At 45.3% G+C, this 16,423-nt stretch carries 13 protein-coding genes and 1 pseudogene; 6 read left to right on the top strand and 8 right to left on the bottom strand.

What is annotated here, in order from left to right:
- Positions 1–117: 117 nt before the first annotated feature.
- The 5 genes and pseudogenes from O9300_RS08485 to O9300_RS08465 all read right to left on the bottom strand — a co-directional run bounded on the left by O9300_RS08485 (position 118) and on the right by O9300_RS08465 (position 6,583).
- Positions 118–1,206, bottom strand: a complete 1,089-nt coding sequence (locus O9300_RS08485) for a DNA methyltransferase (protein ID WP_287971228.1) — start codon at positions 1,204–1,206, stop codon at positions 118–120.
- Between the two features lie 108 nt (positions 1,207–1,314).
- A pseudogene (locus O9300_RS08480) lies at positions 1,315–1,428 on the bottom strand (DUF29 family protein); the annotation flags it as partial.
- A 55-nt stretch (positions 1,429–1,483) separates the two neighbouring features.
- Positions 1,484–2,296 carry a C-phycocyanin alpha-cysteine-84 phycocyanobilin lyase subunit CpcE gene (gene cpcE / locus O9300_RS08475; RefSeq protein ID WP_287971226.1) on the bottom strand — a complete coding sequence of 271 codons (813 nt, stop codon included), beginning with the start codon at positions 2,294–2,296 and terminating at the stop codon, positions 1,484–1,486.
- Between the two features lie 321 nt (positions 2,297–2,617).
- Positions 2,618–4,393 (bottom strand): pyruvate kinase, encoded by a 1,776-nt coding sequence (pyk, locus tag O9300_RS08470; protein WP_149987199.1) that lies wholly within the window; start codon positions 4,391–4,393, stop codon positions 2,618–2,620.
- Between the two features lie 495 nt (positions 4,394–4,888).
- Positions 4,889–6,583, bottom strand: a complete 1,695-nt coding sequence (locus O9300_RS08465; RefSeq protein ID WP_190723544.1) for an iron uptake porin — start codon at positions 6,581–6,583, stop codon at positions 4,889–4,891.
- Positions 6,584–7,266: 683 nt separating this feature from the next.
- Here O9300_RS08465 and O9300_RS08460 point away from each other — a divergent pair.
- From O9300_RS08460 to O9300_RS08450, 3 genes are read left to right on the top strand one after another with little or no spacing between them, the layout of a single operon-like run.
- Positions 7,267–8,082, top strand: coding sequence for a Ycf66 family protein (locus O9300_RS08460; RefSeq protein WP_287971225.1), 816 nt, complete (start codon positions 7,267–7,269; stop codon positions 8,080–8,082).
- A 12-nt stretch (positions 8,083–8,094) separates the two neighbouring features.
- Positions 8,095–8,631 carry a TolB family protein gene (locus O9300_RS08455; protein ID WP_002761945.1) on the top strand — a complete coding sequence of 179 codons (537 nt, stop codon included), beginning with the start codon at positions 8,095–8,097 and terminating at the stop codon, positions 8,629–8,631.
- Entirely contained in the window at positions 8,628–9,146 is a 519-nt protein-coding gene (locus tag O9300_RS08450) for a TolB family protein (RefSeq protein WP_287733164.1), read from the top strand. Before O9300_RS08455 ends, O9300_RS08450 begins: the two co-directional genes overlap by 4 nt.
- Before the next feature lie 302 nt (positions 9,147–9,448).
- Here O9300_RS08450 and O9300_RS08445 read toward each other — a convergent pair whose 3' ends face one another.
- Together O9300_RS08445 and O9300_RS08440 are read right to left on the bottom strand one after the other, a co-directional pair.
- On the bottom strand, positions 9,449–10,546 hold the full coding sequence (locus tag O9300_RS08445) for a patatin-like phospholipase family protein (RefSeq protein ID WP_002798918.1): 1,098 nt from the start codon (positions 10,544–10,546) through the stop codon (positions 9,449–9,451).
- 265 nt (positions 10,547–10,811) lie between these two features.
- On the bottom strand, positions 10,812–12,101 hold the full coding sequence (locus O9300_RS08440; RefSeq protein ID WP_061432804.1) for a glucose-1-phosphate adenylyltransferase: 1,290 nt from the start codon (positions 12,099–12,101) through the stop codon (positions 10,812–10,814).
- A 206-nt stretch (positions 12,102–12,307) separates the two neighbouring features.
- Between O9300_RS08440 and O9300_RS08435 the strand changes: the two genes are divergently transcribed.
- The 3 genes from O9300_RS08435 (at position 12,308) to O9300_RS08425 (ending at position 15,830) form a co-directional block, all read left to right on the top strand.
- Positions 12,308–13,672, top strand: a complete 1,365-nt coding sequence (locus tag O9300_RS08435; protein WP_287971231.1) for a collagen-like protein — start codon at positions 12,308–12,310, stop codon at positions 13,670–13,672.
- Positions 13,673–14,006: 334 nt separating this feature from the next.
- Positions 14,007–15,002: a tRNA dihydrouridine(20/20a) synthase DusA gene (gene dusA, locus O9300_RS08430; protein ID WP_287971230.1), complete on the top strand. Its 996-nt coding sequence runs from the start codon at positions 14,007–14,009 to the stop codon at positions 15,000–15,002.
- Between the two features lie 15 nt (positions 15,003–15,017).
- The gene (locus tag O9300_RS08425; protein ID WP_193960847.1) at positions 15,018–15,830 is read left to right on the top strand and encodes a DUF362 domain-containing protein; all 813 of its coding nucleotides are present in this window, start codon (positions 15,018–15,020) and stop codon (positions 15,828–15,830) included.
- Positions 15,831–16,068: 238 nt separating this feature from the next.
- Here the strand turns inward: O9300_RS08425 and O9300_RS08420 are convergent, their stop codons facing one another.
- Positions 16,069–16,419: a Rieske (2Fe-2S) protein gene (locus tag O9300_RS08420; RefSeq protein ID WP_012265856.1), complete on the bottom strand. Its 351-nt coding sequence runs from the start codon at positions 16,417–16,419 to the stop codon at positions 16,069–16,071.
- Positions 16,420–16,423: the final 4 nt, after the last annotated feature.

Genomic DNA, 16,423 nt, shown 5'->3' with positions numbered 1-16,423 from the left:
CCAAGCTTTTCTGGTCGGAACCCCCTAAGCCGAGTTTTCAAGGTGCTGCGCCGTCCACTTGGTTTTCGAGACTGGCCTTTTAATTCTAACGTAAAGCCAACCTAGAACGGCGGGGTTTCAGACCCAAAATTTCCGATGAACTACTTGACTAAACCTTTTGACTCCATAATAGAAATAAGTTTCGTCAATTTCACAAGCGAAAGCTTTTCGATTCAGGATATTGGCAGCTAAAGAGGCACTGAAAAGCCCCCCAAATGGTTCCCAAACCACATCCTGTTCCTCACTTGAAGCTTCAATAATTAATTTCATCAGATCCAGTGGCTTTTGATTTAAGTGAACAGCTTTACCATCCTGAGACTTAATTCGTTCATCATCGCGCAAAGCTGAACGATCCCAAACATTTGTAAAACCATGAGGGCAATTAAATTTAGAGCGCATCTTCTCCCACTCTTTACCTGTTAAAGGACGCTGGCCATTTTTAGAAAAATAGGGTTTTCCCTCTGGGTTTCCGTGTTCGTTGGCATAGAAAACTAATTTTTCAAACATTTCGGGTGGGGGAAAATACCATAAATGTCCTTGGTCAAAATATTTTCTTGTTGCCGCATCTGCAACACCACAAGCTAAATTAGCTTGACGCAAAGGTAAGCCCGATCTTAACCATTCCTTTCGGAGCCATTCTTTAAGTGTTAAGTCAGCAATTTTGACTTCTCTAACGTATTGGACGCAAACCTCTGTAACCACTGGAAAACGCCTTATTTTTTCTGTGTTGACATTACCTGCAATATGACCTTTTCCTTTATTCCATATATTACAATTAACATATCGCCAACCAAATTTCTCAAGTATTGGATGTACCACAGCCCAGCCAATTTCTGAGTTCCAAAACCAAAGAGTTGTATTTGGCAAGGCCAACTTAGACCAAGCTTCCACATGAGGTTCATACCATTCAGGTAAGTCAAGATGATCTGATGTATCACCTTCAAATCCTAAAAGACCGTAGCCTCCGTCTGAGATTATTACTATAGGTTGTTCCCAAGAATCATAATGTTCAATGCTATTACCAAGACTCAGACTAACACTACTGTTATTCCAAGCTGAAAAAGCAAGTTTCTCAGTAAGTTGGACAGTTTTGCCGCGCCCAACAGTGCTTGTTGCTTTATTCTTTTTTATACTTGGCAGGCTATGAGAAGGCTCAGGTATAACCATGGATTTTTTTATCGTCTTATAAACAGTATGAATATCAATACTCTATCCTGTTTTAGGATATTTGGCTACCCCATAAACCAATGACCTAGAAACTTAGCCTAAGACTAGCAAAGTTTCTATCTCCTCGATCAAGTTTTCCCAGTCAACTTGATCAAAGTTTTTTTGTTTTAACAGAGTGATTGTTTCGTTCAGCCAGCCGACATAATCGGTTTGAATTAGCATAAAAACCTCGTAATTTTATCAGTTTTAATTTAGATACAAAATAACCAATGATTAATTACAATAAACTATCCATTAAAGTGAGAATTCCGGAGATATTTTCGCCACTAGAATTGTTTTTTAGATGGGTTTCTAAAAGTTCCTTGAGGGCAACCAGTTTCAGACTATTTTCCGCCAAAGTATTAGCGATCGCAGGAGCAGCCGGCAGATAACCCGTAGCACCTAAATCCATTAAAGCAGAACGACGCAGCTGTAATTCTTCCCCTTGTAAGGCATTAATCAGAATATCGCCATAGTGGGGGTTAGCCGTGAGTTGATAGAGGGCGCGGGCAGCCGCATAACGCACTTTTTCGACGAAATGCTTTAAAAACGGTTCGATGAGGGGAATCGCTTCCGTCGCTTGCAGGGTTCCCAAGGCTTCGATAATTGCTTCGTAGGGTTGGACTAAATGGGGTTTTCCCGCCACTAAAACGGCCACTTCGATGCCACCCTCTAATAGTTTCTTTAAAGGTGCGATTGCGCTTCGATCCTTAAGCATTTCCAATGCCTGGGCAGCCGATTCGCGCACATAATAATCTTCACAGTCGAGACAGGCAATCAAAGCGGGAAGACAACTGAGATCATCTAATTTCCCTAAAGCGCTGGCGGCATTGCGTCGCAGGGGATAACCGCCATCGGGAGTGCGATCGCTTTCGTCCTCTAAAGCGGCAATTAACGCCGAAATCGCCTCCGGTTGACGAACGCGGAATCTACCCAACCACCAAGCGGCATAATAACGCGCTCCTAGGTCTTCTCTTTGCTGGATATTAGCGATCGCTTGTTCAACAGTATAGGCCGGATTATCGACGGCAGGAGAGTAAGAATCGCTCATAGACAAGTGAAAATGGGTGTGGGGTGTGGGGTGTGGGGTGTGGGGTGTGGGGAAGTGGGGGGATGGGGAAGTGGGGTGTGGGGTGTGGGGTGTGGGGTGTAGGGTGTGGGGTGTAGGGTGTGGGGTGTAGGGTGTGGGGTGTGGGGAAGTGGGGGGATGGGGAGAATAAATAAAACCTGTCCCCTTACTCCTGTCCCCTTACTCCTGTCCCCTTACTCCTGTCCCCTTACTCCTGTCCCCTTACTCCTGTCCCCTTACTCCTGTCCCCTTACTCCTGTCCCCTTACTCCTTACTCCTGCCTCCTGCCTCCTGCCGACCGACTCAGTTTTTCATAGTTGCCGCGCCATTGCCAATACCAGAATAAATTAAACCCCGTTGAGCATCGAGACTAATGATCACCCCTTCGCGGATAATTTTCGTGGCATCTTTAACCCCGACAATAACAGGAATACCCAATTTTAAACCGATAGTAGCGGCGTGATTATTCATCGCGGTATCTTCGGTGATAATTCCGCCAGCTTTCCGCATCATATCCACATATTCGGCGCTGGTGGTGGGAACGACTAAAATCTCCCCACTACTAAAACTACCCACTTCTCGGGCATTATGGGCCACTCGCGCCCGGCCACTAGCCACACCCTGGCCGATACCCGTACCCTTGCCCAAAAGGGATTTTACCACTTCCACCTTAATTAAATCCGTGGAACCGGCCACCCCTTGCAGAGTTCCCGCCGTCATCACCACTAAGTCACCATCCGCTAGGAGGTTATTTTCCTGGGCGAGATTCATCGCCACTTGAAAAGTTTGGCTGGTGGAGGGTAAATCGAGCAATAACATCGGTTTTACGCCCCAAACTAGCTGTAACTGCTGTGCCACTTCTCGATGGGGAGTAACGGCTAAAATCGGGGTTTTTGGGCGAAATCTGGAGACGTTACGGGCAGTAGAGCCGGTTTTTGTCAGGGTAATAATTGCCGCCGCCCCCAATTGTTCGGCAATTTGACTGACTGCCGAGGAAATAGCGTTAGGAATCGATTGTTTATTGTTAGAGCGAGCGGCACTATTGATCTGTTCCCGTTCGATCCTTTCGGCAATGCGGGCCATGGTTGCCACCGCTTCGATGGGATAATGACCCACAGCCGTTTCATTGGAAAGCATGACCGCATCAGTGCCATCTAAAATCGCATTAGCCACGTCCGAAACCTCGGCGCGGGTGGGACGAGGATTACTGGCCATACTGTCAAGCATTTGAGTGGCGGTGATAATCGGGATGCCTAGCTGATTAGCGGTATTAATCAGGCGTTTTTGCAGGATTGGCACGTCTTCGGCCGGTAATTCTACTCCTAAATCCCCCCTAGCCACCATAACACCATCACAGAGGGATAAAATTTCCTCCATTTCCTCGATCGCTTCGTGTTTTTCAATTTTAGCGATCACGGGGATAGATTTACCCGCACTGGCGATTAATTCTTTAATTTCGAGGATATCTTGGGGATTACGCACAAAACTAAGGGCGATCCAATCCACATCCCACAGCAGTCCGAACATTAAATCTTTTTTGTCCTTATCGGTTAAAGCTTTCACCGACAGATAGACGTTGGGAAAATTTACCCCTTTATTACTGGATAAGACACCCCCAACCACCACGCGACAGGACAGGTCTCCTTTCAAACGATCCACTGATTCCACCCGCATTTCGACCTTACCATCATCGAGGAGAATTCTCGAACCTTCTGGGACTTCTTGGGCCAGCGAGGGATAGCTAATGGAACTTATTTCCTGATTACATTCCACATCCCTAGAAGTAAGGATAAAGGGTTCCCCCGGTTTCAGGGTAATCGACCCACAGGCAAATTTACCTAAGCGAATTTTTGGCCCCTGTAGATCCTGAAGGATGCCAATCGGTTGATTGAGTTCAAAGGCTAACTGACGGATCAGATTAATGCTGTGACGATGGTAATCGTGATCGCCATGGGAAAAGTTTAATCTAAATGTCGTCGCCCCCGCCTTGATCATCTGACGTAATGTTTCCTTATTTTGCGAGGCTGGGCCAATCGTGGCCACAATTTTAGTGCGACGGGGGAAAGACAGAGAGTGCATAGATAAGCAACTAAATAGGCGAAGTAAATATAGCAGCGTTTGGGACGCTCCGATCATCTTCTCATAAATGGTTATCGAAAATTTGGCTTAAAACCCCGTCCTTTTAGGACGGCTTTGTGCTACGACTGTAGTGGTGTAGAAAACCCACCCTATCATAGATACGACCGAATAAAAATACTAGGTTGAAATTCCTGCAACGGGTTGACGATGAGTAAGGGGAAGCTGAAGGCCGCTGGAAACCCCATGCTAGAGGCAAAACATACCGCCGTTCGACTTTAAACGGACGGGTCGGAAGGCATAAGACTACCGCTAAGATAGCAGCATCCTGTGAAGCGTCAACCCCATTGACGCGACCATTCTGAAAAGGTGGCGTGGTGAGGAATCACCGCTCGTTTACGGCGGTGAGATTGTCAAATCCAGTGAAAAGTTAAAAGTAAAAAAACGGTGAGATTTATAAATCCCACCGTTCTTATTTACCAAGTCCGTCAACTCAGCTTAGAAACGGAAAGTTGTCCGGAGGACACCGACAAAAATGGTGTCGTTATTACGGTTGTTAGCGTTGAAGATCGCATAGGCACCGGGGGTAATCAGGATGTTTTTGGTGACTGGGAACTTATACTGAGCTTCCACCATGTAAGAGGTGCTGCTTTCTTTATCGGAACGGGGCACTTGACCACCACCTAAAGAAAACGCCGCACCTTCGGCAAAGAGGTCGAGAACGGAGAGGTTAAGGTTCCAAGACCAGATACCAGTGTTATTGTCTCCGATCGCATCATTAACTCCCGTGGCCGAAGCATCGGCGTAACCAGCCCAGCCCGCTAGATTTAAGACTCCTGGGATAACTTGGGCGCTCGCCTGAAGACCGAAACGGTTAGCAGTAGTACCAACGTTACCGAAGGGACGCTCGGTGAGAGGGCTGCTGACGTTACCGAATAAACCAGAACTCATACTGGCTGCAGTTTGATAACTGTAAACGTAAACGAAGTTAATATCGGCAAATTTGATGAAGGAGAAACCAACCTGAGCACCCGCACTGTAGGAACCGTTAAATAAACCGCTACCAGGGTTAGGATTGCTGGCACCATTAGTCCCACCCTCGGCTAGGTAGGTTCCCGTAACTTGGAAAACATCGCCAATGTTGAATCTGACCCCAGCACCAACACCGGAAGGACCACGGAAAACGATGTTATTGTAGCGTTGACCGCGGGATAAAGCACCTGTACCGCTATCGGCGAGGAAGGGGTTAGCAGTGATGAAAACGTCATCTAGGTTTAACTGGTTAGCACCAACCCAAACGGTGATGTTACCGAAGGGAGTGCCGATGGGAGCGCGGTAGAACAAGTCATCGATGGTTATGTCATTGTCCCGGCCATCATCGTATGCCAGACGGGTCATGTTGGTTCTCGTCGGACCGTTTTGGTTGAAAGTGGTGTTAAAGTTACCCGCTTGTAAACGGGTTCTCAACAAATCTTTACCGGTGAAGCTGGTTTCAAAGTTGAGTCGTACCCGATTATTAAATACTGTTTGAGTCTGATCTTGATTGCTGCCATCAGTCACCGTACCGTTGGTATTGGTAATGGAAGCTTGACCCCCCCAGCTATCGGCGATACTGAAGATGACCTCACCTCTGAGTTTGGTGGTGGTGGAAAATTGATTGTTTTCCAAGAAAGCAACGCGCTGTTCAAGGTTATCTACTCTAGCCCCTAAAGCCGCTAGTTCGGTCTCAAATTCTTGAACAAGACGTTTTAATTTATCGATATCTTCTCTGAGTACCCCGACACCATCTTGAATTAAACGTTCCATGACGTTTAAACAAGCGTTTAAACCTGCGGCAAATTCCCAACGAGTGGTGGCACGATCACCGCGGAAGGTACGGTCGGGAAAACCCACGATACAACCGTAACGTTCCACAAGACTTCTTAATGCCTCGTAGGCCCAAGCGGTGGGAGATACGTCCCGCAGTTGGTTAACGCTAGTCACCTGGGACATGGAACCCTGATAAACACCCGTATTAATCTGCTGACTATTTTGGGCGCGTTGAATGCGATCGAGTTGTTGTTGCGCTACTGGATCAACCTTGAGTTGAGGTGTACCAGGCATAGTTTGAGCCACTGCGCTGCCAGCAGCCGCTACGGAAGCACCTAATACTAAAGGAGTTACCTTTACTAAATTCTTGAATAGTTTTGACATGGGTCAATCCTCACACCTTATTCTATGGATTGAATGGACTATGAATACAAACAGACTATATGTCTAGCCTGCAATTATAATCACATTCTATGCTAATTCCCTCTTGTCTAGGTTAAGTTAATTTTATGATATGACAGAAAAATTTCTGTCTGATCTTATTAAAATTAGGAATTACGCACTTTACAAATTAACCATGATGTGCATCATTGAAAATCCCTCCTTTCAGACTTTCGGCGATTAACTTCCCACCGATAGCGATCGCTCAAAAGTCATCAAGAAATCACGTTAAAATGCCCGAAACCCATACATCACATTTAGTCAATCCTGTCAATGGGCAATTCCTAAAGATTTTGTTAAAATCTCAGCCTTATCAGTTATCAGATGTGAGTTTTCAGTTCACTGTTTACTGTTCACTGTTCACTGATAAAATCTCCCCACTTCCCCACTTCCCCCCGCAACGCGCACGAAGTGGTCTCCCCACTTCTCCACTTCCTCAACAATAGTTGTGTGAGCTAGGCTCGATCGAGTAAGTTAGAATCGAGGATGATAGATATAGTGCTAGACTTGGGGGTTAGGATATAGATCGACTCCTTGAGTTAAAAACAGCAAGATTGCTGCTGAAAACTGACGGCTATAGATAAAGACTCGATTCTTGAATTTAAGCACCGAGAAGGGAGATAAAGATGGTCAATTTTGGGCTGAATTCGGCCAGTATCTTAGGAATTTTTCTGGCAGTGGCCGGAGCGGGATTATACTTCCTGCGCTCGGTGCGGCCGGAACTTTCCAGGGATCATGATATATTTTTTGCCGCCGTTGGTTTACTGTGCGGTTTAATTCTACTTTTTCAAGGGTGGCGACTGGATCCGATTTTGCAATTCGGACAATTTTTGCTGACCGGGGCAGCGGTGTTTTTTGCCTTCGAGACGGTAAAATTGCGGGGTTTAACCACGGAACAGGCCCGCCGCGGCACGTCTTTTGTGGATGAACGTCCTGTGAGTCGGGAATATCAGGCCGAATTAGAACCCCTCGACACCTACGAACCGGAGGAACGTTACGAAGATAATCCCCGTTTACGCGGTTACGATGATCCCCGCTCTTCCCGTACTTCTAGTTATCAGGACGAGGAACCCCGCAGCACCCGCACCCGTCGGCCGGCCGATACTAGCAGTCGCAAAACGGCTAATCGTCGTCCCCGCAATAGTTCCCCCACTAGCGATCGAGATGTTTATGATCAGCGCCGTAGCGGTGATGATTGGGAAGAAACCAGTCCCCGTCCCCGTCGTCGTCCCGCTAGTGAAGAGACGAGCAGTAAACCGCCCCGCACTAGCCAAAAACGTCGTCCTCGCCCAATAATTGAGGATGATCCGCCATTTAAAGGGGAATACGTCGATTATCAACCGATCGATCCTAACGATACGAGCGATCGAGAAGATTGGGAGAGACCGGATAATAGTGAACGGGAGTCGAGTAATGATAATCCGACTAGGTTTGATTATTAAGGAGTAGGTCCGATGACCAAAGCTCCCTTTTTACTGTTTATCTGCTTGTTTTTAGGGGTTATAGGCGGTTGTAATCTCAATAACCCCGGTTTCTCTACAGGAACCCTAAATAGTCGCTATAATGACGAAAAACCTGCCCTGAGCGGTGATGGTCGTTGGCTTGCTTTGCTGTCTAATCGCCGCGGTAGTAATCAGATGCTGCTTTATGATTTGCAGACAAAACAATACCAGGCCCTAGGGGGATTATATACGGGTCAAGAAATTACCGATAGCCCCAGTTTAAGCCAAACGGGGCGTTATCTGGCTTATGTGGTGATTATTGAGGGTCGTCCCGTCATCGCTTTATATGACCGCATTACCGATCGTTCTGAGTTATTGAGTCAAAATTATCGCGGTTGGTTGCGAAATCCCCGTCTTAGTCCCGATGGTCGTTATCTTGTCTTTGAGTCCGCTCGTCGGGGACAATGGGATGTGGAGGTTCTCGATCGCGGTCCGAATATCGAGTTGGATATTGCCGATGGCAGTCCCGTTGAAAGTCCCAAACCGTGAAACGTCATTTTTTTATTAGTCTTGTTGCTGTAATTAGTTTGTTAACTGGATGTGCGGGTTATCCCAGTTTATTGTCTTTTCCTTTCGATCGAGGGGGGAGAACTTTAAACAGTGCTGCTAGTGAATTAACTCCCTATCTTGCCTCTCGCTATCTCGTTTTTGCGTCCGATCGCAATGGTTCCCAAGCTATCTATCTTTTTGATGCCATCGATCGCCGTTTACTGTCTTTACCCGGACTAAATTCTCTCGATCAGATCGCTTCTAGTCCTTCCATTAGTGAAGATGGTCGTTATATCGTTTTTACTGCTAGTCGTCAGGGAAAAACGGCTATTTATCTGTATGATCGACAAACTCAACAGAGAAGGGAAATTGCTCCCGATCTGCTCGCGGAAGTACGCAATCCGATCATCAGTGCCGATGGTTCTAAAGTGGCTTTTGAAGCGGCAAAAAATGGGCAATGGGATATTATGATTTACGATCTATCCGGACGGGTATTAGTCAATGAAAATCAGTGATCATTAGACCTCTTATAAAAATCAAAAATTGTTGTTAGGGTTAGGAGTCAGTAGCCAGTAGCCGGTCGTCAGTAGCCGGTCGTCAGTAGCCAGTAGCCAGTAGTCAGTAGTCAGGAGAATTAAGAATGAATAATAATCAATTATAGCGGTTTTCAGTCTAATGAGGTATAGTAAATCTCTTGATAGATAGGCGTTTCAGCGTTGCAATCGGGACTCACTTCTGTGAAAACCGCTATAAATGGTATATTTACAGATTTTATGCCATTTAATCCTTATTTTTGCCGTTTTTGAACCCTCAAAAATTATCTTAAACCCATAGCTTTTAGTCGATGTTCTAGAAATTGTTTTCCCTGTTTTTCCCCGTCAGCAATCAGACGCTGGATATTGGCAGGAGAGCGATCGAGTTTACTTTCATAGTTGAGACTATTGGCTAATTCCGCCGACATTTCGATCATAGGAATATGGTAATCTTGATCGGGATCTTCCGGGAAAGATTTAGGAATTTTAAATGGTTCTGTTAAGGCGATCTCGCGCAAGAATTCTTCTTTAAAGGCTCCTTTGAGAAATAATTGATTGAGAAAGTCAATCTGATCGAGACCTTGAAATAGGGAAACATTGCCTTCTAATTCATTGCGGCGATCAGCAATATCATCGGATTGCACGGGGATCTTATCTCTAGAGGTGGGATTAATTTTAATTACCCAAATTTCATCGGGAATATTTTCGACTCCGACAAATTCACGGCGAATTAAAGAACGGATGGGGGGATTATCGGAAAATAGTCCATCCCAGTAGGCCATAGTTTCAATGGTGACGGCAGGAAAAATGTTAGGAACACAGGCAGAAGCTAGGATATGTTCAATTTTAACCGCTTCCTCGCGCGAGTTAAATTTACTTAATTTTCCTGTCAGGACATTACAGGCCCCCATTAATAAAATTGGTGGTTCTGGTTTAGCTCCCCAAGTGGCTAATTCCGAGAAATCAATATGCGCTCTTAGTAACTGATCAAAGTTGGTAAAGCGACCGCGTAAACCGTAGGTAGCTAGGGAAAATAATGTTTTAGTAATTGGAGAGGAAGGACTGAGATTATACTGGGGAATTAATCCTTTGCTGGCTAATTCTAGAGCTTTAATAGCTGAGTCATTAAATAGCTTTTCTTGGGGAGTTTGAGTGCTATTATCTTCCCAAAAATCAATCATTCTTTTCCAAACGACGCTATCACCTTTTTTGAGAGCATACCAGGTGAAAAATGCACAGATAGCACCGCCAGAAGTACCACTGAGACTGACAATATTAAAGTAATCTTGCACTTTATTGTCAAATAATGCTTTCAAGGCACCGGCAGTAAAAGCAGTTTGACTACCACCTCCCTGACAAGCGATCGCAATTTTGGCTTTCATAAATATCCTTTGAATGGCTTCTATCTAAGTCTTAGGGCTTTAATTTAAGGTTAATTGAAAACCTAGAATCAGAGCCAAAAATATAGAAATTTTTCTGATTTTCAGAAGAGCTGCTCGGTAGATGTTGCCATCACTTCTAGAAAAGGATAGGATTTCAAGGGAATTGTCTAGGTAATTAGCTGAAGCCATCAGCCTGCGGCTATATCCAAGCGATAATAACTAGAAAAATGGAAAAACTGATAACTGATAACTGATAACTGATAGATTAAATCACCGTCCCGTCGGGAATAGTGGCATTTTTGAAAATAACCACGATGCCGCTGCGAACATAGAAACCTAAATCTTCGCGATTAGCTTCTTCCACACGATCCTTGTTAACAATTAAAACATTGGCACCAATGCGAGCATTTTTGTCCACAATTGCCCGACGAATAGTGGAACCGGGGCCGATACCCATGGGAACTTTGCCATCTCGGACGAGACTTTCCCGTTCGGGGAAAGACTCATAAAAGTCCGATCCCATCAGCATTGTATCCTCGATCGTGCAGTCTTTGCCGACTCGACTACGAATACCTAAAATCGAGTGATGGATGCGACATTCTTTGAGAATACAACCTTCAGAAATCATCGATTCTGTCACCGTACAATTGAGCATTTTTGTGGGTGGCAGATAGCGAGAACGGGTATAGATGGGGGCTTTTTCGTCGTAGAAACTAAAGGCGGGATTGGGTTGTTGAGTCAGGGCGAGATTAGACTCATAAAAGGCTTCAATCGTGCCGATATCCTCCCAGTAACCCTTAAATAAATAAGCCTGAAGATTGTAGTCTTTAGCCGCCGAGGGAATAATTTCCTTGCCGAAATCGGTCTGTTCTTTATTGGCATCGAGCAGATCGATTAAAACATTCTTTTTAAAGACATAAATTCCCATGGAAGCGATGTAGGGACTTTGACGGGCCTGGTCGGGACTTAAGCCTAAAATCGTCGTATCTACCCGCATTCTTTCCAATTCTGCCCCTTTGGGTTTCTCATAAAAATCGACAATTCGCCCCGAATCATTAATTTTCATCACCCCAAAAGCGGAGGCCCGACGTTCATCGATGGGAACCACCGATAAAGTGATATCGGCGTTAGTTTCCCGATGGCGTTCGATGAACTTGCTGTAGTCCATGCGATAGAGATGATCTCCCGAGAGAATTAGATATTCATCGATATCCCAATCCTTCATCGTCCAGATGTATTGTCGTACCGCGTCGGCCGTGCCTTGGAACCATTGAGGATTTTCCATGGTTTGTTGAGCGGCCAAAACTTCCACGAAACCATCACTAAAACCCGTAAAATTATAGGTACGATTGAGGTGACGATTGAGGGAAGCGGAATTAAATTGCGTCAACACATAGATTTTGTCAATCTGGGAGTTAATACAATTGCTGACGGGAATATCGATTAAGCGATATTTTCCCGCTAGGGGGACGGCAGGTTTTGCCCGCAGTTTCGTTAACGGATAAAGGCGAGTTCCAGCCCCGCCACCTAAGATAATAGCTAATACTTTTTTCACGCGCGTAACCCTCGCGATTGGCTGTTTCCTTCTCAAAGTAAGTGTAGGATGATAGCGCACCTTATTGATAGAGGGGAAACAAAAATCTAGATCTAAAAGTCATCAAGAGGGAATTGATCGGAGTCTTTGCGGATAAATTCGCTAAAATCATGAATTTTTGGGCTAAATCATTAATATTCACCTTTTTTATCCCTTTACCGTACCTAATGCCCGCCACGGTGACTGGCGATCGCTGTTCTTGGTTAGCCCAAGGTTCCGATGTACAGACTTTCGGTAAACAGGGCCAAAGCGGAAAAGCTGGCAAGGTCGGCGGCCAAGGCAAAAATAGTGACAGTTTAACCCTTTTTCTCGATGGTTCTCCCCTAAAACTCGATATTTCAGGACAAAAAGGGGTCGATGGTGAAAATGGCAGCAATGGCAGCGATGGCAACTGTAGCGGTCAACCGGGCAACGTAACCAGAAATCTCCAGGCGGCCGGTGGTGGTAACGGTGGCAATGGGGGTGATGGGGGTGATGGGGGCAATGGCGGCGCTTTAACCCTCTATGCCACTAATTTAGATTTTTTAAGACAAGTAACGGTCAATGCGGCCGGAGGCGCTGGGGGTTTTGGGGGTCAGGGAGGCCAGAGGGGCAAGGGTTGTCGCTGTTCCCAACCCTTCTGGACAATTCAAACCTGCAGCGGTAGGCCGGGTGATGCCAATTATAGCTGTACCACCAGAGAATTTAGCTGTCAGGATGGTCTCGATGGGGCGACGGGTAATAGTGGTCGTAACGGTCGCGAGGGTCGTTTAGGACAGTTAACTTTAATTCAAATCGATCGCCCTTTAACTGCCGATCAACCGAGCGCAACTGTTCCCCTTTCGGAGTTAAAAGAACGGGGTTATATTCTATCTAAAAATAGTTGGGAAACTCGCACCGGGGCAGTGTCTTTATTTGCCCCCGGTTCCCTGATCGATGATCAATATCGGATTTTAGTAGATCGATCGGAACGTTCTTTTATTTTAATTTGGAATGCCCCCCAAGAGTTTAACCGGTTTACTAATCAGCGTTTTACTTTAACCCTCGATGATCAAAAGGAAATGAGGGTAACTGTCCCCAGTGACCTCTGGATCGAGGGAACCACTCAAAAACGCAATAATGTTACGGAATTTGTCGTTTATAATGCTGTTTTTGAACGAGATGTCACCCAATTAGAAGCAAAAGGTATTACAGGAAATGGTACTGATTTAAGGCTTTTTCTCGAAGATAAAGCTTCCCAATCGAATTTAATCGGCACTAAATTTAAAGTGCGTTATCGCGTCACTCGTTGGCAAGCAGACGACCTGCAAACCAGTCCCAGAACTGATTTTGTCACTCGCTATGAAGGAGATATGCCCGCTAATTTGATCCGACAGGAGGGTAATCAATTTATTCTCGATATCGGTCAATTACCCTTACCTGTGGAATCTTTGCGATCGGGTACGGGGATAGAAATTGAGTTACTTGCTACTCGTTCTTTTGCCGGTTATTCCAAAGAACAAAAACTCGTCATCCGCGACACGATTAAAGGGGCAAATATCCCACGGAGATAAGTCAAAAAAGCTCCCTTGTCCTTTCTCCGGCGCAGTCTTAACCAGTAATTTAGATAGTCAACTTAAGTAGCTGGTTATAATTAAATTAAAAATAGATTTTAGGTTCGATCCCCCCTTAGTCCTAGGGTTGATTCATAGTAGGGTTGATTCATGAATCAACCCTACCCTTAGTCCCCCCTTGATAAGGGTGGTGTCTGATAATTTTTAACGCCTACCTACTTACCAAAAGGCTCTAAAATATGTTGAGAGGAAGACCGGTTCTTCTCTGGGGAAACCAGGAGAATGTCCCGATCAGCGATCAATGGCTACCCTGAAGGAGAAAATCAAGGGAAAGATGGGCAATATTTTAAGTGTGGCGCCGATGATGGATTATACCGATCGCCATTTTCGCTATTTTTGGCGACAAATTAGCCGTCGTCCCCTTCTCTACACGGAAATGATCACGACGATGGCGATTAAACACGGCGATCGCTATAAGTTGCTGGGGTTCTCCCTAGCAGAAAAACCTCTCGCTTTGCAGTTAGGGGGTGATAATCCCTATCTTTTGGCAGAATGCGCTAAAATAGCCGAAGATATGGGTTATGACGAGGTAAATCTCAATGTGGGTTGTCCTAGTTCTCGGGTAAAAGAGGGCAATTTCGGCGCTTGTTTGATGGCTAACCCGGAATTAGTCGCGAGGGGAATATCGGCAATGAATCAAGCTGTATCGATTCCCGTGACTGTAAAACAGAGAATTGGCATTGATCATCAGGATAGTTACGAAAATATGGCTAATTTTGTCCGTATTGTTGCGGATGCGGGTTGTCAACGTTTTACCATCCATGCGCGTAAAGCTTGGTTACAGGGATTAAGTCCCAAGGAAAATCGCACCGTTCCCCCTTTACGTTACGATGATGTTTATCGCCTAAAAAATCAGTTTCCCCATTTGTTTATTGAAATTAACGGCGGTATCATTAATTTAGAACAGGCTAGACAACATTTACAATTAGTAGATGCGGTCATGATCGGTCGGGCAGCCTACGATAATCCCTATTTATTTGCCACAGTCGATCGAGATTTTTATGGGGAATCGGTTACTCCTCCTACCCGGGAAGAAGTAATCAAAAAAATGCTTCCCTACATCGATGAGTGGGTGAGTAAAGGTTATAAATTACACCAGATCAGCAAACATTTTTTACAGCTTTTTGCCGGTCAGCCCGGAACTAAGGCCTGGAAGCGTTATATTAGTGAAAATAGCCATTTTCCTGGGGCCGATTCCGGGGTAATCTGGCAAGCTTTACAGCAGGTAAACTCCCTAAATGATCTGGCTAATCTGTCAGCTTCCCATTGATTTATTTTCTTTTCTATGATTACCCAATCCTCAATTACTGCCGGGGTAAAAAATTCAGCTATGGCGGATTTTGTTTATCAACCTCCCCGGGCAGCTATCACAGCTAAACGTATTTTAATTAAACCTAATTTAGGTTATCCTGTGCCACCACCAGTAACGGTTAGTCTGCCGGTATTAAGTCAAGTTTTGCGGGGATTGAGAGGGGTAAATCCCGGAGCAGAAATTATCTTGGTAGAGGGAGTTTGTTCTGCTATTTCTTTGAGAGAAATTATCGATATTTTGGGAGTAAAATCTATTCTCTATCCTGGAATAACTATTCTTGATGCTGATAGTTTACCCCAGCAAGAATATCCGAATCTTTCCCCTTTTCCTGTCCGTTTTCCCTCGATGTTTGCCCCTAAAATTATCGAAGAAGTGGATTGTCGGATCACGATTGGAACCTTAAAACGCACCCATTTAAAGGATAAACCCTTGATTTCTGCTTCTTTAAAAAATCTCTATGGACTCTTTCCCCGTAGTCATTATAAAGCCCGTAGTCCTAACTCGCGGGGGCAATTACATCGCCCCTCCGTACCGCTAATTTTACAGGATGTTTATTTTTGTATCGGTCATCTTTTTGATGGGGCAGTGGTGGACGCTAATCTTAAATATTTTAGTAGCAATTGGCGACCGGATCGAGGAAAATCTATTCCTCTCGGTCAAGTGTTTTGGGGTGATGATATGATTAGCGTGGACCGCAGTGCTTGTCTGTTAGGTGATGAACCAATGCCAAGTTATTTAGATGCGATCGATTTGCTTCGTTCTCAACTTTTAAACGGAACCAATTAGGGTTAAAAAAGTTTCTTGATGGGGTTAGGAGTCGGTCGCCGGTCGTCGGGAGGGGAAGTCAGAATAACAGAATGACCTCGCGCAATCCTGTTTAAAAAATATACAGGAGAGTGGGGATCACCGGAGCGGGGTATGTCAAGGAAGGGAGCGAGGTGCGTTTGGCATTCTCAAAGATTAACCCATTGTCGGTTAAAGCAACTGCTCTTTAGGTTGCCCAAAACCCACCTCGGTGAGGATGTCAAGCGTCTATCCAGATGCTGCCGTCTTCGATGCGAAGGGGATAAACGGGTAAAGCTTGGGGTTGAGAAACTGCCGCCATCGCTTTGTTAACCACAGGGGGCCAGGTAATCCAGTCTTTGACAGCACCACTACAGAGATCAAAAGAACTACGATGCCAGGGACAAACGATCGCGCCATCCTCGGTAATTTGGCCCTTCGTCATCGATAATTTTAAATGAGGACAACGATTACCGACGGCGTGGAATTGACCGTTATTGTTAATCAAGAGAATGGAATTTTCCCCCACTTTTACCACTTGACGGGCGCCGGGGGCAAGGGAATCTACAGATAATACTTTTGTCCAACTCATATTT

Origin of the sequence: Microcystis sp. LE19-195.1E, from assembly GCF_027532095.1 — a bacterium.
Lineage (GTDB): Bacteria > Cyanobacteriota > Cyanobacteriia > Cyanobacteriales > Microcystaceae > Microcystis > Microcystis aeruginosa.
This window is presented reverse-complemented; position numbering and strand designations above follow the sequence as displayed.